The sequence below is a fragment of the Paenibacillus sp. PK3_47 genome (assembly GCF_023520895.1).
GTDB lineage: Bacteria > Bacillota > Bacilli > Paenibacillales > Paenibacillaceae > Paenibacillus_AQ.
The window spans coordinates 4,581,428-4,606,812 of record NZ_CP026029.1; the positions used below are offsets into that span (position 1 = coordinate 4,581,428).

At 52.1% G+C, this 25,385-nt stretch carries 27 protein-coding genes; 22 read left to right on the forward strand and 5 right to left on the reverse strand.

Going from position 1 to position 25,385, the window contains the following annotated elements:
* Positions 1 to 707: 707 nt before the first annotated feature.
* Complete coding sequence (locus C2I18_RS20005; RefSeq protein WP_249897495.1) at positions 708 to 1,781, reverse strand: M42 family metallopeptidase; 1,074 nt, start codon at positions 1,779 to 1,781, stop codon at positions 708 to 710.
* Positions 1,782 to 1,928: 147 nt separating this feature from the next.
* On the opposite strand from C2I18_RS20005, the gene C2I18_RS20010 reads away from it, so the two are divergent.
* From C2I18_RS20010 to C2I18_RS20090, 17 genes are all read left to right on the forward strand, one after another.
* The gene (locus tag C2I18_RS20010) at positions 1,929 to 2,102 is read left to right on the forward strand and encodes a hypothetical protein (protein WP_249897496.1); all 174 of its coding nucleotides are present in this window, start codon (positions 1,929 to 1,931) and stop codon (positions 2,100 to 2,102) included.
* Between the two features lie 173 nt (positions 2,103 to 2,275).
* A complete protein-coding gene (gene spoVAC, locus C2I18_RS20015) occupies positions 2,276 to 2,725 on the forward strand; it encodes a stage V sporulation protein AC (protein WP_249902179.1) in 450 nt (149 codons plus the stop codon).
* 3 nt (positions 2,726 to 2,728) lie between these two features.
* Entirely contained in the window at positions 2,729 to 3,763 is a 1,035-nt protein-coding gene (spoVAD, locus tag C2I18_RS20020) for a stage V sporulation protein AD (RefSeq protein WP_249897497.1), read from the forward strand.
* The gene (spoVAE, locus tag C2I18_RS20025; protein WP_249897498.1) at positions 3,760 to 4,110 is read left to right on the forward strand and encodes a stage V sporulation protein AE; all 351 of its coding nucleotides are present in this window, start codon (positions 3,760 to 3,762) and stop codon (positions 4,108 to 4,110) included. Before spoVAD ends, spoVAE begins: the two co-directional genes overlap by 4 nt.
* A gap of 147 nt (positions 4,111 to 4,257) precedes the next feature.
* On the forward strand, positions 4,258 to 5,730 hold the full coding sequence (locus C2I18_RS20030) for a methyl-accepting chemotaxis protein (RefSeq protein WP_249897499.1): 1,473 nt from the start codon (positions 4,258 to 4,260) through the stop codon (positions 5,728 to 5,730).
* Positions 5,731 to 5,882: 152 nt separating this feature from the next.
* Positions 5,883 to 6,839 (forward strand): AAA family ATPase, encoded by a 957-nt coding sequence (locus C2I18_RS20035; RefSeq protein ID WP_249897500.1) that lies wholly within the window; start codon positions 5,883 to 5,885, stop codon positions 6,837 to 6,839.
* A 2-nt stretch (positions 6,840 to 6,841) separates the two neighbouring features.
* On the forward strand, positions 6,842 to 8,092 hold the full coding sequence (locus C2I18_RS20040) for a DUF58 domain-containing protein (RefSeq protein WP_249897501.1): 1,251 nt from the start codon (positions 6,842 to 6,844) through the stop codon (positions 8,090 to 8,092).
* Positions 8,089 to 10,326: a DUF4129 domain-containing transglutaminase family protein gene (locus C2I18_RS20045; RefSeq protein WP_249897502.1), complete on the forward strand. Its 2,238-nt coding sequence runs from the start codon at positions 8,089 to 8,091 to the stop codon at positions 10,324 to 10,326. Before C2I18_RS20040 ends, C2I18_RS20045 begins: the two co-directional genes overlap by 4 nt.
* A 41-nt stretch (positions 10,327 to 10,367) precedes the next feature.
* Complete coding sequence (locus C2I18_RS20050) at positions 10,368 to 10,892, forward strand: YqeG family HAD IIIA-type phosphatase (protein WP_249897503.1); 525 nt, start codon at positions 10,368 to 10,370, stop codon at positions 10,890 to 10,892.
* Positions 10,892 to 12,019, forward strand: a complete 1,128-nt coding sequence (yqeH, locus tag C2I18_RS20055; protein WP_249897504.1) for a ribosome biogenesis GTPase YqeH — start codon at positions 10,892 to 10,894, stop codon at positions 12,017 to 12,019. The genes C2I18_RS20050 and yqeH overlap by 1 nt, the downstream gene beginning before the upstream one ends.
* Before the next feature lie 19 nt (positions 12,020 to 12,038).
* Positions 12,039 to 12,902, forward strand: coding sequence for a shikimate dehydrogenase (gene aroE, locus C2I18_RS20060; RefSeq protein WP_481857821.1), 864 nt, complete (start codon positions 12,039 to 12,041; stop codon positions 12,900 to 12,902).
* Between the two features lie 55 nt (positions 12,903 to 12,957).
* Positions 12,958 to 13,251: a ribosome assembly RNA-binding protein YhbY gene (gene yhbY / locus C2I18_RS20065; RefSeq protein WP_249897505.1), complete on the forward strand. Its 294-nt coding sequence runs from the start codon at positions 12,958 to 12,960 to the stop codon at positions 13,249 to 13,251.
* Between the two features lie 33 nt (positions 13,252 to 13,284).
* Positions 13,285 to 13,887, forward strand: a complete 603-nt coding sequence (locus C2I18_RS20070; protein WP_249897506.1) for a nicotinate-nucleotide adenylyltransferase — start codon at positions 13,285 to 13,287, stop codon at positions 13,885 to 13,887.
* A complete protein-coding gene (gene yqeK / locus C2I18_RS20075) occupies positions 13,859 to 14,437 on the forward strand; it encodes a bis(5'-nucleosyl)-tetraphosphatase (symmetrical) YqeK (protein WP_249897507.1) in 579 nt (192 codons plus the stop codon). The genes C2I18_RS20070 and yqeK overlap by 29 nt, the downstream gene beginning before the upstream one ends.
* Entirely contained in the window at positions 14,434 to 14,781 is a 348-nt protein-coding gene (gene rsfS / locus C2I18_RS20080; protein ID WP_249897508.1) for a ribosome silencing factor, read from the forward strand. Before yqeK ends, rsfS begins: the two co-directional genes overlap by 4 nt.
* A complete protein-coding gene (locus C2I18_RS20085; RefSeq protein WP_249897509.1) occupies positions 14,778 to 15,707 on the forward strand; it encodes a CvfB family protein in 930 nt (309 codons plus the stop codon). Before rsfS ends, C2I18_RS20085 begins: the two co-directional genes overlap by 4 nt.
* 21 nt (positions 15,708 to 15,728) lie before the next feature.
* Positions 15,729 to 16,499 carry a class I SAM-dependent DNA methyltransferase gene (locus tag C2I18_RS20090; protein WP_249897510.1) on the forward strand — a complete coding sequence of 257 codons (771 nt, stop codon included), beginning with the start codon at positions 15,729 to 15,731 and terminating at the stop codon, positions 16,497 to 16,499.
* 121 nt (positions 16,500 to 16,620) lie between these two features.
* Here the strand turns inward: C2I18_RS20090 and C2I18_RS20095 are convergent, their stop codons facing one another.
* Positions 16,621 to 16,779 carry a hypothetical protein gene (locus C2I18_RS20095; RefSeq protein WP_039871250.1) on the reverse strand — a complete coding sequence of 53 codons (159 nt, stop codon included), beginning with the start codon at positions 16,777 to 16,779 and terminating at the stop codon, positions 16,621 to 16,623.
* 411 nt (positions 16,780 to 17,190) lie between these two features.
* Here C2I18_RS20095 and C2I18_RS20100 point away from each other — a divergent pair, with 411 nt between their 5' ends.
* The 3 genes from C2I18_RS20100 to C2I18_RS20110 all read left to right on the forward strand — a co-directional run bounded on the left by C2I18_RS20100 (position 17,191) and on the right by C2I18_RS20110 (position 20,320).
* The gene (locus tag C2I18_RS20100; protein ID WP_249897511.1) at positions 17,191 to 18,522 is read left to right on the forward strand and encodes an ABC transporter substrate-binding protein; all 1,332 of its coding nucleotides are present in this window, start codon (positions 17,191 to 17,193) and stop codon (positions 18,520 to 18,522) included.
* A 67-nt stretch (positions 18,523 to 18,589) separates the two neighbouring features.
* Positions 18,590 to 19,483: a carbohydrate ABC transporter permease gene (locus C2I18_RS20105; RefSeq protein ID WP_249897512.1), complete on the forward strand. Its 894-nt coding sequence runs from the start codon at positions 18,590 to 18,592 to the stop codon at positions 19,481 to 19,483.
* A 3-nt stretch (positions 19,484 to 19,486) separates the two neighbouring features.
* The gene (locus C2I18_RS20110; RefSeq protein WP_249897513.1) at positions 19,487 to 20,320 is read left to right on the forward strand and encodes a carbohydrate ABC transporter permease; all 834 of its coding nucleotides are present in this window, start codon (positions 19,487 to 19,489) and stop codon (positions 20,318 to 20,320) included.
* A gap of 103 nt (positions 20,321 to 20,423) precedes the next feature.
* Here the strand turns inward: C2I18_RS20110 and C2I18_RS20115 are convergent, their stop codons facing one another.
* A complete protein-coding gene (locus tag C2I18_RS20115; protein WP_249897514.1) occupies positions 20,424 to 21,398 on the reverse strand; it encodes an ArsR/SmtB family transcription factor in 975 nt (324 codons plus the stop codon).
* Between the two features lie 378 nt (positions 21,399 to 21,776).
* Here C2I18_RS20115 and C2I18_RS20120 point away from each other — a divergent pair, with 378 nt between their 5' ends.
* Entirely contained in the window at positions 21,777 to 22,742 is a 966-nt protein-coding gene (locus tag C2I18_RS20120; protein WP_249897515.1) for a glycoside hydrolase family 43 protein, read from the forward strand.
* A gap of 857 nt (positions 22,743 to 23,599) precedes the next feature.
* On the opposite strand, the gene C2I18_RS20125 is transcribed toward C2I18_RS20120, so the two are convergent.
* The gene (locus C2I18_RS20125; RefSeq protein WP_249897516.1) at positions 23,600 to 24,106 is read right to left on the reverse strand and encodes a P-loop NTPase family protein; all 507 of its coding nucleotides are present in this window, start codon (positions 24,104 to 24,106) and stop codon (positions 23,600 to 23,602) included.
* An 82-nt stretch (positions 24,107 to 24,188) separates the two neighbouring features.
* Here C2I18_RS20125 and C2I18_RS20130 point away from each other — a divergent pair, with 82 nt between their 5' ends.
* On the forward strand, positions 24,189 to 24,863 hold the full coding sequence (locus C2I18_RS20130) for an SOS response-associated peptidase (protein ID WP_249897517.1): 675 nt from the start codon (positions 24,189 to 24,191) through the stop codon (positions 24,861 to 24,863).
* Between the two features lie 84 nt (positions 24,864 to 24,947).
* On the opposite strand, the gene C2I18_RS20135 is transcribed toward C2I18_RS20130, so the two are convergent.
* The gene (locus tag C2I18_RS20135; protein ID WP_249897518.1) at positions 24,948 to 25,337 is read right to left on the reverse strand and encodes a hypothetical protein; all 390 of its coding nucleotides are present in this window, start codon (positions 25,335 to 25,337) and stop codon (positions 24,948 to 24,950) included.
* Between the last annotated feature and the right edge of the window lie 48 nt (positions 25,338 to 25,385).

Below are 25,385 nucleotides of genomic sequence, written 5' to 3' on the forward strand. Positions count from 1 at the left end.
TTCGAGTACAATGGGCTCGTTTGCCCTTGCAGCGGCCCAATGTACTCGATTTTTCGAGTATAACCGGCTCGTTTGCCCTCGCAGCGTCTCAATGTACTCGATTTTTCGAGTATAATCGGCTCGTTTGCCCTCGCAGCGTCTCAATGTACTCGATTTTTCGAGTATAATGGGATCGTTTGCCCTTGCAGCGGCCCAATGTACTCGATTTTTCGAGTATAACCGGCTCGTTTGCCCTCGTAGCGTCTCAATGTACTCGGTTTTTCGAGTATAATCGGCTCGTTTGCCCTCGCAGCGTCTCAATGTACTCGGTTTTTCGAGTATAATCAGTTACTATTCGATGTAGTTTGGCAGCAGTGGGGTGTACGGTTCGGCCGCTTTCGTACGCTAACGGACCCAGCGTCCGTTATTTGCCGAAAATCGCACTGTTTCGATCGCTAACGGACCGTCGTTCCTTTATTCTGCCACATGGTGGGTAAATGACGCCCTTTCGAATGAAATAACGGATCTAGGGTCCGTTAGAATTCCAAAACACACCTCTTGCGCAAAATAACGGAACTAGGGTCCGTTAGCATTAGCATTTCCGAATTTACAGGGATGGGTTTGAGCCGGCAATCCAAAACGCGTTGTCGTATGAAATCAAAATCACATAAACAAGGTTGCTGAGACTTTATCAACGAGATAAAGGCGCCTGACGGCGCCTTTCATGATTAGCTGTTCTCAATAATGGTCTGAAGTGTAGTACGGTCCAGCCCTTCGACAAGCTTGATCAGCAGCTCCTTGGCTGCATCGTAGTCATCGCTGTGAATGACCGATGAAGCGGTGTGGATGTAGCGTGAGCAGATACCGATGACGGCTGAAGGCACGCCGATTCCGCTCGTATGAACCGCTCCGGCATCCGTTCCGCCCTGGGACACGAAATACTGGTATTTGATCCGGTGGGTATCCGCCGTATCCTGCACGTATTCGATCAGCCCGCGGTGAGTGATCATGGTCGGATCATAGATACGCAGCAGCGCGCCTTTGCCCAGCTGGCCGAAGGCCTGGCGGTCACCGGTCATATCCGCCGCAGCGCTGGCATCCAGACCGAAGAAGATGTCCGGGTTCAGCAGGTTTGCCGCTGTGCGGGCGCCGCGCAGGCCCACTTCCTCCTGGACAGTTGCGCCGGCAAATACGGTGTTCGGCAGCTTTTTGCCGTGCAGTGCCTTGACCAGCTCAATAGCCAGGCCCACGCCGTAGCGGTTATCCCAGGCTTTGGCCAGGATTTTCTTGGGATTGGCGAGCGGGGTGAACGGGCAGATCGGCAGGATCTGCTGCCCGGGGGCCACGCCGAAGCTTTGCGCCTCTTCCCGGCTGTCTGCACCGATATCTATGTACATCTTGCTGATCTCTCCGGTTTTGCCCCGTTCCTCATTGCTCAGCAGATGAATCGGTGTGCTGCCTACAACCCCTTTCAGTGTACCCTTGGGCGTGATAATCTGCAGCCGCTGCGAAGCGACAGCAGAGGCCAGCCAGCCGCCAAGCGGCTGAAAACGGATCATTCCGTTGTCCGTAATCCCGGTAACCATAAAGCCTACTTCGTCAAAATGCCCGGCCACCATAATTTTGGGGCCGTTTTCTTCGCCGCGCAGGACGCCGAACAGGCTTCCGAGGCGGTCCTGCACGAACTCTTCCGTATAAGGTGTCATAGCATCCTTGACGTATGCGCGCAGTTCACGCTCAAAGCCCGGGGCTGCAGGGAATTCAGTCAGTGTTTTGAACAGGTCGATTGTTTCTTGATTCATTAATAACTCACTCCTTTACTTCTATCTAGTATGAACATTGTTGCTCCAATTGTCCATGTCTGCAGGGTAGATGAACACCGGCGGGCTTCCGGACGAATATTATGAAGCAGCGGCTCTGCAGACAGGGGCCGGGAAAGGAAGCGAAGGATGATGAAGGGAGCACGAAGCGTGCCCGGTGCAGGGGCGCGGCGCTTTTCCGGGAAGGTACAGACTTACAGCAGATACCGGAGTTACCGGGTATCGCGGGGACCTTTAAATGAAACCATGCTGATTCTGGTTCTGTTTTTGCTGCTGGTTGTGGTACTGCTGTATTTTTCCTGAGCTGGGGAGTCATAACGAAGCCGCTTCAAGCGAACAATAAGGAAAAACTTCTAAGTGAAGAAAAGTCCGAGGGGAAATGCCCGTTTCCCGGGTATTCTCTTCGCATATTCCAGGAGGTGTCCTTATTGCCGGCAAAAACCAAACAATCCGGTGTCAAGCTGCGGCTTGACACCATGACTCCGCAGGATTACGAGAAATTGTCCAAGCCGTTCGTGCCTTCGCGCCCGGTATTCAAGAACTGTATCCGGGCTTTCCTGTCAGGCGGTCTCATCTGTGTCATCGGACAGGGCATCCAGGAGGCCTTCATGGCCATATTTGATATGAGCGCCCGTGAAGCCGCAAGCCCTACAGTTGCTGTACTGATTCTGATTTCAGTGATTCTGACCAGCTTCGGGGTTTATGACAAGCTGGCCCAGTGGTGCGGAGCCGGAACAGCGGTTCCCGTTACGGGGTTTGCCAACAGCATGTGCTCCGCCGCGCTTGAACACCGGGCCGAAGGACTTGTGCTCGGAGTCGGTGCCAATATGTTCAAGCTGGCCGGGTCCGTGATCGTATTCGGTGTTGTCGCTGCTTTTGTAGTCGGCGTAGTATATGCCATTATGGGCTGGGGAGGTTCGCATTAGACGATGAAACAGCTCGGCAGCCAGACCTGGCAATTCACCAGCCGTCCCGTCATCCTGGGTTCTTCCGCGGTCGTAGGGCCGGAGGAGGGAGAAGGCCCTTTGGCTTCAGATTTTGATTTTATTTATGATTCGCTTGAGATGGGTGAAAAAACCTGGGAAAAAGCAGAGCGAGCCTTGTTCGAGAAGTCTGCCAAGCTCGCTCTTATGAATGCAGGAATAGAAGAAAGCCAACTGGAGTTTTTTGTCGGCGGCGATTTGATGAACCAGATCATCAGCAGCTCTTTTGCGGCAAGAAAGCTGGGTGTCCCTTACCTCGGTGTATTCGGCGCCTGCTCCACCTCAATGGAGAGTCTGGCCATCGCTTCGATGATTATCGATTCAGGAGGAGCCAGCTATGCCCTGGCAGGGACCTCCAGCCACAACTGTACTGTGGAGAAGCAGTTCCGTTTTCCGACCGAATACGGCTCGCAGAAGCCTCCGTATGCCCAATATACGGTCACAGGCTCAGGCTGCGCGATTGTCGGCCGTAATGACGGCACGGCAAAAGGGCCTCATGTAGCCATGGCAACGATCGGCCGCATCATGGATTTAGGCCTGACCGATCCGTTCAACATGGGGGCAGCTATGGCCCCGGCTGCCGCGGACACCCTTACTGCACATTTCCGGGACACCGGGCTGTCGCCGGGGCATTACGATTTAATAGTGACAGGTGACCTAGCCTCTGTGGGGCTGCCGATTACCAAAGATCTGCTGGCTAAGGAAGGCATACCCATGGAACAGACGACCTTCAATGACTGCGGCCTGATGATCTACGACCGGGACAAGCAGAAGTATGTCATTGCCGGGGGGAGCGGCTGCGGATGCTCGGCAACAGTCACCTATGGCCATATTTTGAAACGATTGAAAAAAGGCGAGCTGAAACGCGTGCTTATTGTGGCTACGGGGGCGCTGCTCTCACCGCTGTCTTACCAGCAGGGCGAATCCATTCCGTGTATAGCGCATGCGGTGGTTCTGGAGAGCGGAGGTGAAGGACAATGATCTATTTATGGGCTTTTTTGGTCGGGGGAGCGATCTGCGTGATCGGGCAGCTGATGTTCGATGTGCTGAAGCTGACACCGGCGCACACGATGAGTACTCTTGTAGTGGCAGGAGCCGCAGCGGATGCTTTCGGGCTGTATGACCCGCTGGTAAAATTCGCGGGAGCCGGGGCAAGCGTGCCGATTACCAGCTTTGGCAACTCCCTGGTACACGGAGCGCTTACCGAGCTGGAGCGGGATGGATGGATCGGCGTGGTCACCGGGATTTTTGATGTGACAAGTGCCGGGATCTCTGCGGCCATTGTATTTTCCTTTTTGGCGGCGCTTGTCGTACGTCCTAAAGGGTAAGCCTTTGAGGAGTGACATAAGACTCACAAGGGACCGCTTCGGCGGTCTTTTTTCTATGTGCACAAGTGAAAATTTCTCTAAAAAATATAGGAGGTTTTGTCGATATTAACTTAGGAATATTATACATGGTCATGGGGGAAGTGCGGCGTGCAAAATCAGCGGATGGTTGACCTGATCTGGTCAAGAAACAAAATTATTATTATCGTGTTTTGGATTATAAGCGTGCTGGGACTGGTTCTGGCATTTAAGATCCCGGAATTATGGCTGAGCAGCGGGCTTGTTGTTCCGTTGACGGCAGTTTTAACGTTCTGCAATATAAAGCGAAAGGGAATTCTCGTGCTGCCCTGGGTCTTTACATTTATTCTTACAGCGGTAGGCATCTATTTAACGTGGGGCGAGCTGGACGGCATGGTGGTGCTGCTGCTCTGTTCCATTCTGCTGTTTTATCCGAATTACAAGTATTATGCCGTTGCTGCGGGGATCGGTGCCGGCTCCATTCTGTTCCAGCTTTTAAATGGAGTGGCGATTACCAGCATGGATGACAAGATTGTGGCCTATATTGACCAGTTGGGAATCTTTCTGCTGACAGCTGCAGTTTTGCTGTTTGTAGCTATTTTGAACCAGAAACTGCATCTTCACAGCGAGGAGCAGCGGCAGCAGGTTGAGGCTTCCGGGGAGCAGGTCCAATTTATGCTGGACAGTGTCAAGACGGCAGTAGACGGGCTGTATGACTTTACAGGCAACCTGAAAGTGGAAGTGGAGATGACCGGCGCAATTACGAACGAGGTGGCAATCAGCTTCCAGGAGGTCTCCAAAGGGATCGCTTACCAGGCCGGCAGCATCGCCGAGATTACGGAATCCATTGCTGTATCAGACCAGCATATCCGCGATGTGGCCGGGTACTCGCAGGAAATGAAGCAGCTCTCTGCGGAAACGGCGGGTGTAAGTGAACAGGGAAGCGAGAATATTTCCATGCTGACCGGGCAGATTTCGGAGCTGCAGGAGATGATGGATATTACCTCCAGGCAGATGCAGGAATTTTCCCAGAGAAGTCTGGATATCCATGAGATGCTGGACGGAATTACGCAAATTTCGAGACAGACGAATCTGCTTGCACTGAATGCATCCATTGAAGCGGCGCGGGCCGGAGAACACGGCAGAGGCTTTGCGGTTGTAGCGGGTGAAGTGCGCAAGCTTGCCGAGAGCTCCGCGCAGACCGTGGAGTCCATCAGCGAAGTCATGGGAAGCCTGCAGCGGCAGACAGAGGCGCTGATTGAGCAGTTCGAGCAGAACCGCGAGGTGCTGCAGTCGAGCAGCGAATCTGTACAGAGCACCGAAAAGGTGTTCCAGTCTATTCAGGACAATGCACACAAGGTTCTGGCCCAGGCAGGAGACGTGGAACAAAGCTCGGCCGGTATGAAGCAGTTCTCCGAAAAGGTTGTGCACGAGATGACGGAATTCTCCAGTGTTACAGAGCAGTCAAGTGCGGCTACGGAGGAAATTCTGGCCGGGGTCGAGGAGCAGCGTCTGATTACCCAGAACATGGTGGAGAGCTTCATCAAGCTGGAAAGCCTGATTGTGAGCCTGAATGAACTGGTGGCGGACAAGAACCAAACGTAGTTAACAGCACTTCAGCTGAGCCGGGGATTCCGGTTCAGCTTTTTTAAATTTTGCCTCTGTAATTTAACTGGCTGCAATAATGTACTTTGGGTCCCATAATCATGTAAAATGTAATTATTACTGCTTATTCTGACATAGGAGGTTTACTATATATGCCCGTACGTCAAGAATCCATGCACATTATAAACGCTGTTCGCACTAATCTGGAATCCTGTATTCTCGGTAAAACATTCGAGATCGAGCTGCTCCTTACGGCACTGCTTGCCGGAGGCCATGTTCTGATCGAGGATGTGCCGGGAACAGGCAAAACCCAGTTAATACGGGCGCTGTCAAGGTCGATGTCCGGAGATTACCGCCGGATCCAGTGTAATCCTGATATTCTGCCCAGTGATATTACAGGGGTCTCCGTGTACCATCCCCGTGATGAGATGTTTCATTTCCGCCCCGGTCCGGTAATGACGAATATTCTGCTAGCCGACGAGATTAACCGGGCGACAACCAAGACCCAGTCTGCGCTGCTGGAAGTGATGGAGGAGCGGAATGTAACGGTGGACGGCGAGACTTATCCGCTGCCGCATCCCTTCATGCTCTGTGCTACCCAGAATCCGATTGATTTTGAAGGAACCTATACCCTGCCTGAAGCCCAGCTGGACCGGTTCATGCTGCGGATCAGTCTTGGCTACCCCGATGCAAGCACAGAGAAGAGCCTGCTGATGAGCCACCAGGAAGGCCAGCCGGTGGACAAGCTTGTTCCGGTAACCAGCATGGAGCAGATTGCCGCCATCCAGGAGGAGATCCGCGACATTTACATCAGTGATCCCGTACTCGACTATTTGTTGAACATTGTCCGCCAGACCAGAGAACATCCGCTGGTGCTGCTCGGGGCAAGCCCGCGGGCTTCGCTGTCCTTCATGATGGCCTGCAAGGCCTATGCCTTCCTTCAGGATCGTGATTATGTGCTGCCTGATGATGTGAAGACACTCACCCCTTACGTCCTGGGTCACCGGATTCTGCTGCGTCCGGAGTCACGCCTGGATAATGTGAATGTGGAAACCATGCTCCATAAGCTGCTGCAGGGCATTAATGTGCCTGTTACGATGAGGAAGTAGCGATGAGAAGCTATTTATCCGGAGTGGCAGCTGTCCTTCAGCCCGGCAAAATGGCCGGAATACTCGCCATCTGGGGGATTACGCTGCTCTATGTGCTGTTTCAGGGCGGCAAAACCTCATTTATGCTGTTTATAATGGTTTCGGTACTGGTGGTTTATTTGGTTATCGGCGGTGTTAGCGGGGTCCGGCGGGCGAAAGGGAGCCGAAGCCTGTATTCCGAGCAGGAGAAGCCTGATCTGCTCTATGCCGGCGGATATCTCCGTGTGAAGCTGAACGTCAAGATTCCCGGTTTTTTGCCTTTGCCATATGTGGTGGTCAGAGAGATTCTGAAGCGCCATAACGGGGAATCCTGGGTATTTGAAGAAAGCCTGGTTCCCAGCCTGAGAGGGGATGGGGAGCTTACGTTCCAGACACCGATGCTGGAGCGGGGCAGCTATACATTTGAGAAGACGGATATCCTCAGCGAGGATATTTTTGGACTGGTGGAGCACAAGGGGACTTTTATGGCTGAAGGGCAGTTCCGCGTACTGCCGCGTGCAGTATTCATACCGCGCTGGCAGCTGTATGAGCGCAAATCACGGCTGGCCGGTCCGCAGGCGTCCCTGCTGCATTCCCGGCGGGAGACCACGCAGATCAACGGTGTCCGTGATTACGTCTACGGCGACCGGCTGACGAGAATCCACTGGAATGCCACAGCCAAGACAGGGAGCTGGAAGTCCAAGGAGTTTGAGCATGAGTCCGTTCCCAAAACCATGCTTGTCCTGGACGGCAGCGCGCAGGCCTATGCCAGTTCGAACCAGTTCGAGCTGGCGGTATCCACCGCAGCTTCCCTGCTCGGGTTCGGCATTCGAGAACGAATCGGTATAGGGCTGTGCTCCCTGGACAGGGACACCAGGATATTTGTCCCTGCAGAAGGAACAGCTGAACGGCAGATGATGATCCAATCTTTGATTGATATCAACGCCGAGGGCACAGGGTCTCTTGTATCGAAGTTGGATAAAAGTCACCGCATGTTCCCGAAGGGAGCCTACGTAGTGCTGATCAGCCCGCAAATCGGCCAGCCTGTCCTTGATGTTATGCGCTGGGCCGAGAGCCGGGGGATGACCGCCTCCCATATCCATGTGCTGAATCCTGCAGCCAATAACCGCGGCGGAGACTGGATGAACGTTCTCAGATCCCGTGGAACAGCCGGCTATAGTGTACGCTCACTGCAGGACCTGCCGGCAGTGCTGGGAGGTGAACAGCCGTCATGAGACATTGGTGGAACGGAATAAAGTCCTCCTGGCATTCCTCCTTCAGTCTGCTATGGCTGATGGTGATTGCCCTGCAGTGGCTCTCTTTTACAGAGCCCCAGTGGCTGAAGGAGACGACCGCTTCCGTATTGCTTACACTAACCGCAGTAGCTGTTATTGAAATCCTTTTTCCTGTCAAAGTAATATACCGCCTGCTTCTTGAAGCTGTGGCGACGCTGTATATCGTATACAGGGTACTTTTATACTATGGAACATATACGCCCAATCCCTGGCTGGTTACGGTGAGTGACCGGCTGACGGATATCGCTGCACAGAGTGTTCCGTACCTGTGGTTTGCCCTGGCTGCCTGGATACTGCTCCTGCTGTCCTCCTGGTGGGTCTCCTCGAAGGCAAGGATTCTGCTGTTTATAGCGACAAATATCGTCGCCTTTGCAGCGCTTGATTCCTTCACTTCTGCTGAATTGTGGCAGGAGGTAGCCTGGACGGTATTTGCCGGTATGGGCTGGCTGGTAACCCAGCATCTGCGGAACTTCCAGCTGCATTATCCCCGGGGATGGAATTATCTGCTGCAATATCCTTTTAAGATCGCCATTAATATTGCCATCATTTTCTCTATCGTTATCATTACGGGTGTGAATATGCCGGACGTGCGTCCTACTCTGACAGACCCTTATACGGCCTGGAGAGAGTGGAACGGCGGAGGGCTGTCATCAGGCTCCGGAAGTACAGCCGGAACCTCCCAGACCGGAGAAGGCACAGGAGCTACCGGACAGACAAGCTCCGGATACAGCATGAACGATAACAATCTGGGCGGTGGCTTTAACTTCGACTATTCGCCCGTGATGACGGTTGCCTCGGATTTGCGGACCTACATGCGCGGAGAGACGCGCAGCGTATATTCCGGCACCGGCTGGAGCGATGATAACCGGAGACAGCGCGGCTCCTACACGGAGGCTGAGGTGGGAACAGCGCTGGACCGAACACCCGCACCGGGCGTAGTGACCCGGACCCTGCAGCAGACGGTAAGAATGCTGGACAACAACAGGCTGCCGGTGCTGTTCGGCGCATACTCCATTGCGCAGGTTGATTCTGTCAACGGGGAAGACGCCAGCGGCGGATTGTTCTGGCGGGAGCGGGACAGTGAACTGCTGTGGGACTTGGAGGGAGATAACAGAGCTTATCCGCAGACGTATGAGATTACTTCTGAGGTTCCCGTTATTTCCGTGCAGGAGCTGAGCGGGCAGACTTATGAACAGCTGTATGGAGGACAGGATAATGCGCAATTCCTCCAGCTGCCGGACGATTTTCCCCAGCGGGTCCGGGATCTGGCAGAACAGGTGACCGCAGGCGCACAGACGCCATACGACAAAATTACGCTGCTGCAGCAGCATCTGCAGCAAAGCTACCCGTACTCCAACCAGCCGGATATCTCGCGCGGCAGAAGCGCTGATTTTGTGGAGAGCTTCCTGTTCGAGATTATGGAAGGCTACTGTGATTATTATTCAACAGCGCTCGTAACCATGGCCCGTTCCCTTGATATCCCGGCACGCTGGGTAAAAGGATATGCGCCTGGCGAACAGGCGGTGCTGCCGGATAATCTGGTCCAGCAGGGATTTACGAATAACAATTACACAATCACGAATGCTGACGCGCATTCCTGGGCGGAGATTTATTTCGGTGAATACGGCTGGATTCCAGTAGAAGCCACACCCGGTTTCAGTGCTCCTCTTCTGACACAAAGTGAAGAGCCTGCAGTTGAAGAAGAGCCGGTAGTGGAAGAGGAAGAAACCGAGCCTGAACAAGTGCCTGCACAGCAGGATGGGACAGGCGGAAGCGATCTTAATCTGGGAGTATGGGCAGTTGCTGCAGCGTCGGCTGTGCTGCTGCTGTGGAGCGGATATCTGCTCTGGCATCACCGCTTCAGTCTGCGTTTCCTGTTTCAGCGCCTGCGCAATGGCCAGCCGCTGACGCCTGTACAAAAAATCGAAGCTGAAACTGCACGCTGGGTAAGGTATGCGCGCAGAAAGGGCATGCTGAAGGAAGAGCATGAAACGCTGCGCGAATCAGTGAACCGCTGGAGTGCGGAGCGCCCGGCGTCTGCAGGCATTTTTGCTTCGCTGCTGTCCATGTTCGAGCAGGCCAAATACAGCCCTGAGGTTATTGAAGACAAAGACTGGCGCAGCGTGTATACTGAAGCTTTGCGGCTTCGCAAAAGCTTGAGGTCGGACAAGTAAAAATATGATATAGTTTTTCGTATGAAATCGAGGTGAACGTATTGTTTGAAAGGTTAGTTCCGAAACTCCGTGTAAATACGGTATTTGATATTGATCTTGAAGACCTGTACCGCAGAGGCTACCGGGGCATCATTACGGATCTGGATAACACGCTGGTCGGCGCCAAAGCGCCGCTGGCCACACCGGAGCTGCTCTTGTGGTTTACGAAGGTGAAGGAGCTTGGCTTCAAGCTCGTCATCGTTTCGAATAACAATATGGACCGGGTGTCACGCTTTGCAACGCCGCTAAATATCGAGTTTGTGCACCAGGCCCGCAAACCGGTCAATACACCGTTCCTGAAGGCGATGAAGCTGATGGAGCTTAAGCCGGAACAGACGATTGTAGTCGGCGATCAGATGCTTACAGATGTACTGGGCGGCAACCGTCTCGGTCTGTACACGGTATTGGTGCTGCCGATCTCTGTGAAGGATGAAGGCATTGGAACAAGAATTAACCGCCGGGTAGAGCAGATTGCACTGACACGGCTGCGCAAGCAAGGCTTGTGGCACGAGGAGGATAAATTGTAATGAGTCAAGAGAATGAAATGCAGCGCCCTGTGAAATGCAGCGGCTGCGGCATTAAGCTGCAGACCGGGAGCAAGGAGCATCCGGGGTATATTCCGGAAGTTGCCTTCGAACGGGAGCCGGTCATTTGCCAGCGCTGTTTCCGTATCAAAAACTATAATGAAGCTTCTTCCGTATCCGTTGACCAGGATGAATTTCTGCATCTGCTCAGCGGCATAGGCGAGAAGAATGCGCTTGTTATTCATATTGTCGACCTGTTTGACTTTGAAGGCAGCCTGATTTCCGGACTGCAGCGCTTTGTCGGCAATAACCCGGTTATTCTTGCGGTGAACAAAGTGGATTTGCTGCCCAAAGTGACGAACTGGAACAAGCTGCGCAACTGGATGCAGCAGCGCTGCAAGGAACATGGGCTGCGGACGGCGGAAATCGTGCTCTGCAGTGCCAAGCGCAACCAGGGCTTTGACCGCCTGCTGGAATCGGTGAACGAGCTGCGCGGACAACGTGATGTATATGTGGTAGGAGCGACCAATGTAGGGAAGTCTACACTGATCAACCGGCTGATCTCCGATTACAGCGACCTTACACAGGAGCTGACAACCTCGCGTTATCCGGGCACTACGCTGGACACCGTCAAAATTCCTCTGGATGACGGACACTATATTATCGATACGCCGGGAATCGTGTATCCTTGGCGTTACAGCGAACTGGTGGAGCGCAAGGATCTCGGAGCGGTCATGCCTGAGAATCCGCTGAAGCCGGCAGTTTACCAGCTTAATGAGGGACAATCCCTGTTCTTCGGAGGTCTGGGACGGTTTGACTTTGTTCAGGGTGCCCGCCAGTCCTTCACCTGCTATATCAGCGGGACGCTGAAGATTCACCGTACGAAGCTGGAACGTGCAGATTCCCTCTATCAGGATCACCGCGGAGTGATGTTATCACCGCCGGGAATCGATGATGTGGACAAGCTGCCGCAGTGGCAGCGCCATGAGTTCCGTATCGGCCGCAACAGCCAGACGGACCTGTTCATGTCCGGTCTGGGCTGGATCAAGGTGAATGGAACAGAAGGTGCAGTTGTAGCGGTTCATGTGCCGCGCGGCGTTAAGGTGCTTACACGCCCTTCACTGATCTGACGGGGAAGGAGGATCACTTGTGACAGATACGAACAGGAACATGGATCTGCTGCTGGGCGTTATGGGTGATCCCATCGTCCAGTCGAAATCTCCCGTCATGCACGGGGCAGCGCTCAGGGCGCTGGGTATACAGGGTGCTTATGTGCCCCTGCATATCCGCGGCGGACAGCTTGGCGAAGCGATGCAGGCTGTACGCACGCTGGGATTCCGCGGAGTCAATGTTACAATACCGCATAAGGTTGCTGTAATGGAGTATCTCGACAAGCTGGACGAAAGTGCTGTAGCTGTCGGGGCGGTCAATACGGTTGTCAATGATAACGGGGTATTGACCGGATATAATACGGACGGCATCGGTTATGTCCGTTCGCTGAAGGCGGAGGCTGTCGGGGATCTGTCCGGCACCCGCATTCTGGTGCTTGGCGCCGGCGGAGCAGCCCGGGGGATTGTCAGCGCGCTGCTGCTGGAGAAGCCGGAAGCGGTGGTTATCGCCAACCGCACGGCGGACAAGGCAGGGGAGCTTGCCGGGCTGTACAGCAGCAAAGGAAATGTCACCGGAACGGGTATGGCGGACATTTCCGGTATTATCCGTTCCATGGACATTGTAATCAATACTACTTCAGTAGGAATGTTCCCCTATCCGGACGAGATGCCTATGGACCCGGACCTGCTGCATGAGGGAATGGTCGTCAGTGATCTGATCTATAATCCGCTGGAGACCCGGCTGCTGACGGAGGGCCGGAAGCGCGGGTGCATCATTCATGGAGGGCTGGGGATGTTCGTCTACCAGGGTGCTTATGCGCTTGAATATTGGACAGGACAGACAGCGCCTACGGAAGTGATGAGACAGACGATTATCGATTGCCTCGGCGGCAGCGCCGGTTAAATGGATTCAGAATTTTAGGGTAATAATATATGTTAATTAAGGGGTTTGTGTATTTATGTTAACTGGTAAACAAAAACGTTATCTCCGCTCTTTGGCGCATCATCTCGATCCTGTATTTCAGGTCGGCAAAGGCGGCGTCAACGATCATCTGATCCGTCACATTGAAGAAGCCATCGAAAAACGCGAGCTGATGAAGATCAGCGTGCTGAATAATAATGCGGATGATCCGAAGGAAATCGGTGCTGCTGTAGCAGAACAATCCGGTTCCGAGCTGGTACAGGTTATCGGCAAAACAATTATTCTGTACAAGGAATCACGCGATAACAAAACCATCGAGCTTCCGCGTTAATCTTGATTACCGTAATAAGAGGAGGTAGACCTCTTGAAAGTCGGAATAATGGGCGGAACCTTTGATCCTCCTCATATAGGCCATATGCTGGCGGCGGAATCCGCAAGGGATGCCTATCATCTGGAGCAGGTCTGGTTTATGCCGTCGCATATCCCCCCGCACAAGCATGAGGCGGGTGCACCGGGGGAGGACAGGCTGGAAATGGTACGGCGTGCAATTGAAGGCCATGAGTCCTTCGGTATACTGGACCGGGAAGTCAAGAGGGGCGGGGTATCCTATACCATCGAGACGGTCCGCAGCCTGCAGCAGGAATTTCCGCAGCATGAGTTCTTTTTTATCATCGGCTCGGATATGGTTCAGTATCTGCCGAAATGGCGGGAAATTGAAGAGCTTGTCCGCCGCCTGACCTTTATCGGGGTAGGACGTCCGGGCACGCCGCTTGATTTGGCAGCGCTGCCCGGTTACGTTGCGGACAAGGTGCTGCTCGCGGACATGCCGATGGTGGATATCTCTTCTACCATGCTGAGAGCACGCGCTGCCGCAGGCAGGAGCATCCGTTACATGGTCCCTGAAGCTGTATTTCATTACGTTCAAAGGAGTGGATTGTATGGCATACAACCGCGAAGCGCTGATTGAAGCCGTCTCCGCTCAAATGCCGGACAAGCGCTGGCAGCATACGCTCGGCGTAATGCAGTCTTCCGTGAAGCTGGCCGGGCGTTACGGAGCAGATCCGGACCGGGCGGAGACAGCAGCGATCCTGCATGATGTGGCCAAATACTGGCCTGTAGAGCGGATGAAGGAAATCATTGAGCGAAACGGGCTTTCACAGGAGCTGCTGAATTATGACAAGCAGCTCTGGCATGCCGAGGTCGGCGCATTTGTCGCCGCGCAGGAATACGGAATTACAGATGAAGAGGTGCTTGGAGCCATCCGGTATCACACCTCGGGGCGTGAAGGAATGACCCTGCTGGAGAAGATCGTCTGCCTGGCAGATTACATTGAGCCCGGACGGGATTTCCCGGGTGTGGATGAGATCCGCAGATTGTCTGAGGTGAGTCTGGAAGAAGGCCTGATTGCCGGACTGGATTCCACGATCAGCCTGCTGCTGCAGAAGCGGCGGATTGTTTTCCCGCTGACCGTATTGGCCCGTAATGATCTAGTAAGAAAATTGGAGGATAAACTATGAGTGTACAATCAGGCAAGCTGCTTGAACTGGCCCTTAAGGCCGTAAATGATAAAAAAGCGATGAACGTTGTGGCGCTGGATCTGCGCAATGTGTCACCGATCAGTGACTATTTCGTAATCTGTCACGGTAACTCGGACACACAGGTGCAGGCGATCATCACTGAAGTCCGCAAGGTGGTCCATGAAGCCGGCGGAGTTATCCGCGGGATTGAAGGAATGGATGCTGCCCGCTGGGTGCTGATGGACCTGGGGGATGTTATTGTCCATGTGTTCCACCGCGACGAACGCGAATACTACAACATTGAACGTCTTTGGTCTGACGCCAAGGTCGTGGAGACGGTATGAGCCTGATTGCGGGAACTACGGTAACACTGGAAGTCATGCGGGAGGTGTCCCCTTACGGGTATTTTCTGAGCGCAGGTGACGAAGATGTCATGCTGCATTATACCGAGCTGGTGGGCAGCAAGCCCAAGATCGGCGACAAGGTGGAAGTATTCATCTTTTTTGACACGGAAGACCGGCTTGCGGCAACGATGAAGAAGCCTTTACTGACGCTTGGTGAAATGGCGCTGCTGGAAGTGGCGGATATCCATCCGCGGCTTGGCTGCTTCCTGGAGATGGGACTGGGCCGCCAGCTGCTGCTGCCGATCCGCGAGCTGCCGGAGCTGATCGAGCTTCGTCCGCAGATCGGCGACAAGGTGTTCGCCATTATGGAGCATGACAAGCAGGGACGTCTGCGTGCCAAGCTGGCCGGAGAGCAGGAGCTTGCTCCGCTGGCTCTTCCTGCACCGTCCTCCTGGATGGGGAAGGAAGTTACTGCCCGGGTATACAAGCCGCTGCAGATGGGCACCTTTGTGCTTGTGGATGCCGGTGTACTGGGATTCGGGATCATCGGTATGGTCCATTCTTCCGAACGCAGCCGCCTGCTGCGGCTTGGCGAGCAGTTCGAAGCGCGTGTCTCCCATATCCGTGAAGACGGACGGGTCAACCTGTCCATGAGCCAGCGCAAGGAAATCGGCCGGGATGTCGATTCCGCTGCCCTGCTGGAATTTCTGAATTCACGTCCGGGCGGTTCCATGCCATATTCGGATGCGACGCCTCCGGATATCATCAAGCAGCGGTTCGGAATCAGCAAGTCGGCGTTCAAACGCGCCCTCGGCAAGCTGATGAAGGAAGGCCTTGTGACGCAGAAGGAGAACTGGACCTATCTTGCCCGCCAGGAAGAGGATACAGCTTCAGGGAACCAGGACCAGGGAGATTCCAAGCAATAATATAGAAAGCGGTGTACGCAATTGTCTTCCTATGGGAAATTTGCATATGTATACGATGAGCTGATGGCGGATATGCCGTACAGAGACTGGCTGGAGTTTGCAGAGACGGCCTGGGCCAAATACGGCAAGCCGCGCAATGTGGCCGAGCTGGGCTGCGGAACAGGCAGCATTACCATCCCGCTTGCGGCATCGGGTTATCATATGACCGGGATTGATCTGTCCTCGGACATGCTGTCCGTCGCACAGAAGAAGATGGAGGAGCATCCGCAGGGAAGGCGTTTTATGCGGGAAGGCAGTATCCGTTGGGTCAGACAGAATATGAAGGAATGGGAGCTGCCGGAGCCGGTGGACGCTGTGATTTCCTTCTGTGACTGCCTGAACTACGTGACGGAGGAAGAGGATATCCAGGCTGTTTTTGCCCGTACCTACGACGGTCTGATTCCCGGCGGAACCTTCCTGTTCGACGTGCATCATCCGAATACACTGATCCGTTATGAGGAAGAGCAGCCGTTTGTACTGGACGAGCCGTCTGTGTCTTATATCTGGACCTGTGAGCTGGATGTGCCGCGCCGTGAGATTGAGCATCATCTGTCCATATTTGCCCGTGAAGAGGGGCAGAACGGCCTGTACCGCCGGTTCGAGGAGACGCATATTCAGCGGGCTTATGATCCGGAGTGGCTGAAGACGGAGCTTCTGAAGGCCGGATTCAGCGGTGTGCAGGTTTTTGCTGACTTTGAGTGGCTGGAGGCCGATGACAGTGCTGCACGGCTGTTCTATATCGCTGTAAAATAATCGTTCAAGTGCAGAGGTTCTTGCCTGTAACAGGTAAGGGCCTTTTTTTGCTGTGCCCGGCAGCCGCAAGAAACCGGCCTGTACAGCTTGTACAGGCCGGCGCTTCATCTTCCAACCTTTTTTACCGGTGCTCAAACAAGTCGATGGCGCCCAGTACAATATGCGCCAGTCCAAAGCCAAGTACGCCGGTTGCTGCCAGCTTGTACTTGCTTCCCAGAAAAGCTGCTCCGGAAGCGGAGACTACGGTACCAAGAACGGTGGGGATCAGACCTTCACGCATATGAAACACTCCTTCTCGGTGGTATGGGAGACATTCATTAGTGTGAGTTAAGCGGGATTAAATTATGTATGGGTCTGCAGAACAGAAATATGGTTTAGGAAAGTGTGAACAAAAGGACTGGAAATAAATAAAAATCTAGCACTTTTTTACAGAGTTATTAAAAACAGAGGAGATTCAGTAAATTAACATTCCTTTGTTTTAGATTAAATTAAAGCGTTCTCGGCAAGGGATTCAACGACTATATGTTTTTATTCCGTAAGGTTTCTATTTGCTTCCAGAGGCGAATACATTATAACTAGCCTAAAACAATTAAGGGATTTGTAAAGAGGAGGGGGAAGGGCTTTCTGACAGGGGTTAAATTGGATGCGTTTACATCGGTAATCATTTTTTCACCTTACAGGGGGGGCAAGTATGAAGAATAAGTGGTTCCTTTCGTTAATGGTCATTTCACTGGTTGTGTTCCTGGCCGGCTGCGGCAGCAAGTCCTCAGAGTCATCCGGCGAATCCTCGGTTCTGAACGGGGGTGCCGGCGAGAGTGCAACGGAGCTGTCCTACTGGACCTTTGTCGAGCTGCATGGCCAGCATTTTGAGAAAATGCTTGAAAAATGGAATGCGGCCAATCCCGACCGGCAGATCAAGCTGAATGTCACGGTGATGCCTTATGATGATATGCACAATAAGCTGTCGATCGCCGTGCAGACAGGGGTAGGCGCTCCGGATATCTCTGATATCGAGCTGGGTAAATTCCCGGACTTTCTGGCCGGCACACCGCAGCTGGAACCGCTGAATGATGTGGCGGAGCCTTTTAAAGACACTGTGGTGCAGTCCCAGCTTGACCTCTACAGCAAAGAAGGCAATATCTATGGCTTATCCACGCATGTCGGAGCGACAGTCGCTTTTTATAATACGGAAATTCTTGAGGAAGCCGGTGTGGATTACAAGAGTATTGTGACGTGGGAGGACTTCAAGCAGGCGGGAATCAAGGTATATGAAAAAACAGGAAAATACATGGGCACCGCCGACACCAGTGCGTCCTGGCAGGCTTCGCTGCTGCTGGCGCAGCAGGAGTCCGATTTTACCGATGCTGACGGAAAACCTCAGGTGAATACGCCCGAAATGGCCAGAGCGATGACGATGCTGAAGGATCTTCAGGACAATAACGTAATTGCAACGATTGCCGGCGGACAGCCGGATACGGAGGAAGCATACGGTGAGTTTAACTCCGGAAATTATGTGACCGCCTTTATGCCGCTGTGGCAGATGTCGAGATACACCAACTATATGAAAGACTTAAGCGGCAAAATCGCCATCGCTCCGCTTCCGGTTCTGGAAAAGGGGATGCACAGATCCTACGGCGGCGGCGGTACCGGAACGGTTGTGACCAAAACAGCCAAGGATGTGCAGCTGGCTAAGGATTTTATCGCCTACGCCAAGCTGTCCCTCGACGCAAACATTGAAATCTGGAATACCCTCGGCTTTGACCCGATCAACATGAGCGTCTGGGATATGAAAGAGGTCACGCATAATCCGGATAACCAGTTCGTGAAGTATTTTGTCAACAACCCGTTCGATGTGCTCAACGAAATCAAGGAAGAGATCAACCTGATCCGGTCCACCTCCGCTTCGCCGACGATCAACAATGTACTGTGCACCGTGACGTTTAATGAGATTTTTGAGGACGGAAAGGATGTACAGCAGGCTCTGGATGATGCCCAGGCACAGATCGAGCAGGAGCTGAAATAAGAACGGAAGGTTATTTTGCGGAGCTGCCCTTACTAAGGGCGGCTCTCTTCCCAAAGGAGTAGAAGCAATGATCAAAAAGGTTCTCTATTCGCAAAAGGTCGCTCCTTACGTCTTTGTGCTGCCCTTTGTGCTTGTATTCGTCATTTTTTGGGTGTATCCGCTGCTCAGTTCATTCGGCATGAGTTTTCAAAAGGTAACATTGGGCCAGGAAGCGCAGTGGATCGGCGCGGATAACTATACGAAGCTGATGGGCGATACGATTTTCTTTAAAGCGGTGCGCAACAGTGCGGCCTATATGATTCTGACCCTGGCGATTCTGATACCGTTCCCGATGCTGTTCGCCGTCCTGCTCAATAACAAAGCCGTCTGGGGACGCGAATTTTTCAAATCCTCGTTCTTTTTCCCGGCACTGACTTCGGTGGTTGTGGCAGGAACGATTTTCAGGCTGATGTTCGGGGAAATGGAGGGCTCGCTGATCAACAGTGTGCTGGGGCTGTTCGGCATCGAACCGGTGAAATTTTTGAAGGGACAGGTTACCGGGTATATTGCTCTTGTCGCCCTGGCTTCCTGGAGATGGATGGGTGTGAATATGCTCTACTTTATGTCAGGACTTAAAAATATCCCCGATGATTATTACGAAGCGGCCTCCATTGACGGGGCATCCGCTTTTCAGCGTTTTACGAAAATTACGATACCGTTACTCAAGCCTACGACAATCTATGTATTAACGATCAGTATCTACGCCGGCCTGGCCATGTTTATCGAGAGCATGATGCTGTGGAACGGCAATAATTCCCCGAAAAATATCGGGCTGACGATCGTCGGCTATCTATACCGGCAGGGGATTGAGAAAAACAACCTCGGCTACGCGGCGGCTGTCGGTATTGTGCTGCTGCTGATCACGATGATTATTAACCTGACACAGCTGGCCATAAGCGGCATGTTCAAGAAGGAGGATTAAGAGATGAAGCAGGGTACGGTTCAAAAAATCACTCTTTTTGCGCTGTTCACAGTACTGTGCATTCTTATTCTTGTTCCCTTCTATGCGGTGACGATCGCTTCGTTCAAGCCGGGTGAGGATCTGATCCGTTACGGCCTGAATTTGCGGTTTGACCTGTCGGTAATGAGCCTTGATAACTTTGTCTTTTTGTTCAGCGGCGATCATGCTTATTTTACCTGGTTCTTCAACTCGCTGCTGCTGACGGTCGTTCAGGTTACATTAACGCTGCTGGTCAGTGCGACGGTTGCTTACGGCTTCTCGGCCTATGAATTTAGAGGAAAAAACTTTCTGTTCATTTGCGTCCTGCTCATTATGATGGTGCCGTTCGAGATTCTGCTGCTGCCGCTGTATACGCTGACCTTTGATCTGGGGCTGATGAACAGCTATTCGGCGATTATTCTGCCGGGGGTGGCGAGTGCGGCGACGATTTTCTTTTTCAGGCAGTATTTGCGGGGCATTCCGAAGGAAATGATCGCCGCCGGACGGGTGGACGGAGCTCATGAATATGCGATCTACGTGCGCCTTATTCTGCCGGTGATGAAGCCGTCTTTTGCCGCGATGGCCATCCTGAACGGGATGAACAGCTGGAACAATTTCCTGTGGCCGTTTATGGTGCTCAGTAACGAGAACAAGTACACGCTGCCGATCGGACTGAAAACACTGCTTACCCCGTACGGGAATAACTATGATTTGCTGATTGTCGGCTCTTTTTTCTCGATACTGCCGATTCTGGCTTTGTTTCTGGGCTTTCAAAAGTATTTCATCGACGGGATGACGGCAGGTGCGGTAAAAGGGTGAGGCGCGGAAGGAGAGTCATACTGCGCGTGTCGTGAACATGTGAAAAGAAAAGGCAGGACCCCGTCCGGAGTCTTGCCTTAGGTTTACTTAAGAAAAGGGGAGTTTATTCCGCACCCGCAGGCGCGGGGGCCGGAGCCGGAGCCTGGCAGCTTCCCGTATCTTTCACTTCATGCACATTGTAGAGGATACGGGCCAGTAAGTCCTGGCTGTAGTTGCCGAAATGCTTGCCGTAGATCGTCATTCCGCGCTTGTTAACCGGCTTATCGGTGACGGCAATGCGGAAGGTCAGCTCACTCCGGTAATCCAGTTTGATATCATCCAGCGTGATGTCCGAAATCCGGCAGCCGTCGATAAAGCTTCCTTCGTTGTTGATCCGGATCAGCTTGAGCATCCCGTATTGGTTGAGATGGGGAGGCCACCAGTCGGGATTGAAGGTGCCGCGCTGATCCCCGAAATCGCCGGGGCTGGTCCAACAGCCGATTTCTATGCCATTCAGATAAAAGTACAGGTCTGAAGGATAGTTGTCGCTGAACCCCGGTGCTTCGGAGCCAAGCTCCATGGAGAACTGAATCTCCCGGAAGGACTGGTTCGCCTTCAGATAATTCGGAATACGGTACTCCAGAAAGCCTTCGGACATCCAGATGATTTCGGAATCAATCCGCTGCGGATCTGCAAAGTACCGCGGTTCATCGAAGTCGCCGATAATACTGTCCTTGGTAGCCAGCCCACAGGTGGGAACAGCCTGATAATTACTGTAGTGTCCTACTTGAATCTCGACTTCATATAGGTTGTTGACATCCTTGCTGCGCAGGTCAACCATCAGCTTATCCTTGTTGAGGTAGCAGATTTTCTGAATCCCGTGTTTGCCTACAGATGTATTAATTTCAATGAGACCGCTTTCTTCCAGCTTTTTAATATGCATGGTAATGGCACCGTTGCTCAGATTGAGCTTTTTGGCAATTTCATTAAGGTTCAGCGCCTGATTGGTGGCCAGAAGCTCCAGAATCTGAATCCGGATTTCAGAACTGAGCGCTTTGAAAATATCAATACCGCTCATAAGATCTTTAATATAAATCATACAGTACCTTCTTCCGCAGACGTTATAGAACTAACTGTTTTAAGAAATTATAAACTTATTGATTTGGAAAGAAAAGCTCCTCTCTTTAATATAAGGATAGTTTTGAGATAACGCTGTTACAATCTCGATCAGGGTGTGAAAATTCCGCGAGCAGCAAGGATTAAACTGCAGCTAATCGAGTGAGAAGTGGAATCTGGTCAAGAATTATTTTACTTTAATAATATATAAAAAGATTTATATTTTTATGATTACAAAAAGGAAAAAATATGCTACTTTATTGTTGCGGGCGAACCAAGTTTAATCATATCTAAATTATTTAGGATGTATCTAAATGTTTAAGACGGCGACAAATACCTGCTGAACAAAGGAGCTACCTTTATGAGTACAAACCGGCAATACAGCAATCCGCTTGTAGAGCAGCGTGCAGATCCATGGGTGTATAAGCATACTGACGGCTATTATTATTTTACCGCCTCCGTCCCGGAATACGACCGGATTGAGGTGCGCAGATCGCAGACTCTGAAAGGATTAAGGGATTCAGTCCCTGTGGTAGCCTGGCGTAAATATGAAAACGGTCCGCTGAGCGCGAACATCTGGGCACCGGAGATCCATTACATCCAGGGGAAATGGTATATTTACTTCGCAGCTGCCCATACATCCGAGACGAAGGAAGGTCTGTTCGACCACCGTATGTATGTGCTGGAGAATGAAGCGGATAATCCGCTCGAAGGAACATGGGTGGAGAAGGGCCAGGTGATGACAGCCTGGGAGTCCTTCGCCCTTGACGCGACCACCTTTCAGCATAAAGGCACTTTGTATTATGTATGGGCGCAAAAGGATCCGGAGATTTCCGGCAACTCCAACCTGTACATCTCCGAAATGAGCAGCCCCTGGACGCTGACCGGGCCGCAGACCATGATTGCCTCACCGCAGCATCCATGGGAGATTATCGGGTTCAGCGTAAATGAGGGGCCAGCCGTGCTGAAGCGTAACGGGCGGATCTTCATCAGCTTCTCGGCCAGTGCGACTGACTTTAACTACTGCATGGGACTGCTTGCTGCGGACGAGAACAGCAATCTGCTCCATGCGGATTCATGGACCAAGCTGCCGGAGCCCGTGTTTAGGACGAGTGAGGAGAACGGTCAATACGGCCCCGGTCACAACAGCTTCACGGTTAACGAGGACGGCGAGGATGTCCTGATCTACCATGCGCGCAATTACAAAGAAATCAGCGGCGACCCGCTGTATGACCCGAACCGCCACACCCGCGCCCAGGTATTCCGCTGGAATGAGGATGGCACACCGGATTTCGGGGTGCCGGTGAGGGACGGGGCTAAGGAATAAAGAGCCAGCGGCAGCCCTGGACGGGGAGGTCCTTGGCTGCCGCTGGTTTGTGAGATAAATGAAGTGCTGCTCAAACGTGCTGGTGGAACATACTGCTCAAATGTGCTTCTCAAAAACATACTGTCGGACGAACGCCCAAACGTGCTGCTCAAAACATACTGTCGGACGAACGCCCAAACGTGCTGCTCAAAACATACTAGCTGAACATACCACTCAAACGTGCTGCTCAAGCATCCGCCCAAACTAACTAATTGGATTTTCTCCACTTAATTCTATTATTTTTCACCATTTTAGAGAATTAGTTGGAATAACTCCATTTAATCTTTAGTATATTCCACTTTGTCGGCGAGATCGGCGGATTTAAGTGGAGTTTTTCCCATTAGCCTTAAAGAATCGCAAATTCATCCAGGATTAAGTGGAGAATTTCCCGTTAGCTCGGTGGTTCGGCAATATTACAATGATCGGACTACTTCTAATTCCCTGCTTGTGCTGCAGAAGACCTGGAGGAAGTACGCGTCTGCGATTTAAATGCATTATTTACACTTATAACGAACGATTTTAAGGGCGAGAGTGCTTTAGCTGCATTCTGTGCACTTAAAACTCACTATATTCTATAAAAAGAGACTTTCCACCAGTTTTAACTGTACAAAATACACTTATACGTTCAAAACCGTTTTTTCATAGTCTTTTAACTGCAGGAAATGCACTTAAACGCCACACGCTGCTCATTTCACCCTAGTTACCTTTAGCAGACAACAGGCTGCTGGTAGTTTGACCAACGTCTACTTAATCCTCACCTTTAAAATGAAAATGTTCATGATGAATCCCGTCCATCCCCACCAATCCCCCACACAACCTCAACCATTCAATACCCGCCTTTTCTCTGCAAAAACCCCGCCATCCCGCACCCTGACAACCTTTCCCGGATACCGTGCCAGCTTCTCCTCGAAGCTGTCTCTGTTTTGTTCAAAATCCCGGGTCCACTTGTACATCATCCGCAGCATGTTCAGGTCAGGGGTATAGCCGCACTTTTCTATGCCGAGCCTCTGCCTGATGAACCGGGTTGCAATTCTGATTCTGCGTTTCCACAAAGGCGTATCCAGAAATATGATGGTGTCTGCCATATCATATAGACATTGATAGGAATCCCTGTCGGTTCCTTCAAATATCCATGAGCCTGTCTGGTCAATCTTCATGATTACCTCAACCTGCTCAGCGGCTGTACGTTTGTACCTGCGGGTCCGGGTCTTGCGGTGGACGATCGAATCAAGCTCGTACCAGGGGACATGTAACTGTTGCGACAAAGTTCTGGCGAGGGTCGTCTTTCCGCTGGCTACAATTCCAATAATAAAAATCTTATTCATGTGGCCGCAACTCCATTTCACAGTGATTCATGAATAATTTCCCTCCGGTTACGAAAAATAGGTAAAAAGGAGGGTGAGCTTCATGTGTCAACGTTTTTCGATGGCTGCCGAGCTGCCGGAGGTCCGGGAGCATTTTCAGATCGACCGTGTCATGTACTATTATAAAAACCGCTATAACATCAGCCCAACCCAGCATACTCCCGTGGTGCTGCAGCAGGATGGTGTACGGATTCTGGATGAGTTCCGCTGGGGGTTCATTCCGTATTGGGGAAAGGATGCGATTAACGCCGACCTTCGAAATGTTCATCAGAATTCAACCTACCGCAAAATGGTCGACAAGCAGCGGTGCGTGATCCCGTGCAACGGTTTTTACTATTGGAAAAAAGAAGGCAAGAAGGAGTATCCGGTACGTGTGGTCATGAAAAATGGCAGCATGTTCGGCGTGGCCGGCCTGTACGAAATCTGGCGGGATACGCGCGGAGAGCCGCTCCGGACCTGTACCCTGGTGATGACGGAAGCCAATCCGCTGATCGGACAGTTTGAGAGCCGGATGCCGGCGATTCTGTCCCCGGAGAACATGGCCCGGTGGCTCGACGAGAGCACGAATGATCTGGATGCCCTTGACCCGATTTTGCGTCCCCATGTAACAGAAGAAATGCATGCCTATGCGGTAACACCACTCATCGACAACGATGCTCATGACACCGATGAATGTATCCGGGAGATGGATTTGAAGCAGGCATTGGTGAAGCGCTGATTGTCCAACCAGCAAACCGGATATTGCGTCAGTCTAAGGCTAACCACCTTCAGATTGGCGCTTTTTTTATGGAAACCAAACCTCTTATTTATACACGTATCTGGAATACAGCCCCCAATAAGCATAATCGTAAGTGTCTGGATGGTGTATCAGATGTTTGGACCGCTTGATCCAGGCATGCAGCATCTCCGACTGTGCTTTATATTCTGCATTGTCCAATAATTCAGATAATTGATCGACATCTTCCTTGATTCCCGACCTGACAATATCCCCTGTAAAAACATAAAGGCTGCCCAGGAAAAATGAGGTTTTCTTGCACCGCTCATCATCAATAAATCCGCAGATCACCGGTATATTATCAAAACTGTTAACAGCCAGCTCCCAATCCTGATCGGGAATTCCTTCATCACTGTATGCCCATGCTTTTATCTCATCAGGAGTAGGGTTCCAGGCGTGCTGCGCATCTTTAAACATAGGTCCGCCCCCTTAATCCAAAAAAAACAAATGATTATTTTTTTATAC

What these genes read in the sequence shown, in the direction of transcription:
- C2I18_RS20110 (WP_249897513.1), top strand. Translation starts at nt 19,487, where the DNA reads ATGAAGCAGGGTACGGTTCAAAAAATCACTCTTTTTGCGCTGTTCACA.
- C2I18_RS20010 (WP_249897496.1), top strand. Translation starts at nt 1,929, where the DNA reads ATGATGAAGGGAGCACGAAGCGTGCCCGGTGCAGGGGCGCGGCGCTTT.
- C2I18_RS20035 (WP_249897500.1), top strand. Translation starts at nt 5,883, where the DNA reads ATGCCCGTACGTCAAGAATCCATGCACATTATAAACGCTGTTCGCACT.
- C2I18_RS20100 (WP_249897511.1), top strand. Translation starts at nt 17,191, where the DNA reads ATGAAGAATAAGTGGTTCCTTTCGTTAATGGTCATTTCACTGGTTGTG.
- yqeH (WP_249897504.1), top strand. Translation starts at nt 10,892, where the DNA reads ATGAGTCAAGAGAATGAAATGCAGCGCCCTGTGAAATGCAGCGGCTGC.
- spoVAE (WP_249897498.1), top strand. Translation starts at nt 3,760, where the DNA reads ATGATCTATTTATGGGCTTTTTTGGTCGGGGGAGCGATCTGCGTGATC.
- C2I18_RS20130 (WP_249897517.1), top strand. Translation starts at nt 24,189, where the DNA reads ATGTGTCAACGTTTTTCGATGGCTGCCGAGCTGCCGGAGGTCCGGGAG.
- rsfS (WP_249897508.1), top strand. Translation starts at nt 14,434, where the DNA reads ATGAGTGTACAATCAGGCAAGCTGCTTGAACTGGCCCTTAAGGCCGTA.
- yqeK (WP_249897507.1), top strand. Translation starts at nt 13,859, where the DNA reads ATGGCATACAACCGCGAAGCGCTGATTGAAGCCGTCTCCGCTCAAATG.
- C2I18_RS20045 (WP_249897502.1), top strand. Translation starts at nt 8,089, where the DNA reads ATGAGACATTGGTGGAACGGAATAAAGTCCTCCTGGCATTCCTCCTTC.
- C2I18_RS20105 (WP_249897512.1), top strand. Translation starts at nt 18,590, where the DNA reads ATGATCAAAAAGGTTCTCTATTCGCAAAAGGTCGCTCCTTACGTCTTT.
- C2I18_RS20040 (WP_249897501.1), top strand. Translation starts at nt 6,842, where the DNA reads ATGAGAAGCTATTTATCCGGAGTGGCAGCTGTCCTTCAGCCCGGCAAA.
- C2I18_RS20005 (WP_249897495.1), bottom strand. Translation starts at nt 1,781, where the DNA reads ATGAATCAAGAAACAATCGACCTGTTCAAAACACTGACTGAATTCCCT.
- C2I18_RS20120 (WP_249897515.1), top strand. Translation starts at nt 21,777, where the DNA reads ATGAGTACAAACCGGCAATACAGCAATCCGCTTGTAGAGCAGCGTGCA.
- C2I18_RS20125 (WP_249897516.1), bottom strand. Translation starts at nt 24,106, where the DNA reads ATGAATAAGATTTTTATTATTGGAATTGTAGCCAGCGGAAAGACGACC.
- C2I18_RS20095 (WP_039871250.1), bottom strand. Translation starts at nt 16,779, where the DNA reads ATGCGTGAAGGTCTGATCCCCACCGTTCTTGGTACCGTAGTCTCCGCT.
- spoVAD (WP_249897497.1), top strand. Translation starts at nt 2,729, where the DNA reads ATGAAACAGCTCGGCAGCCAGACCTGGCAATTCACCAGCCGTCCCGTC.
- yhbY (WP_249897505.1), top strand. Translation starts at nt 12,958, where the DNA reads ATGTTAACTGGTAAACAAAAACGTTATCTCCGCTCTTTGGCGCATCAT.
- C2I18_RS20115 (WP_249897514.1), bottom strand. Translation starts at nt 21,398, where the DNA reads ATGATTTATATTAAAGATCTTATGAGCGGTATTGATATTTTCAAAGCG.
- C2I18_RS20135 (WP_249897518.1), bottom strand. Translation starts at nt 25,337, where the DNA reads ATGTTTAAAGATGCGCAGCACGCCTGGAACCCTACTCCTGATGAGATA.
- C2I18_RS20085 (WP_249897509.1), top strand. Translation starts at nt 14,778, where the DNA reads ATGAGCCTGATTGCGGGAACTACGGTAACACTGGAAGTCATGCGGGAG.
- spoVAC (WP_249902179.1), top strand. Translation starts at nt 2,276, where the DNA reads ATGACTCCGCAGGATTACGAGAAATTGTCCAAGCCGTTCGTGCCTTCG.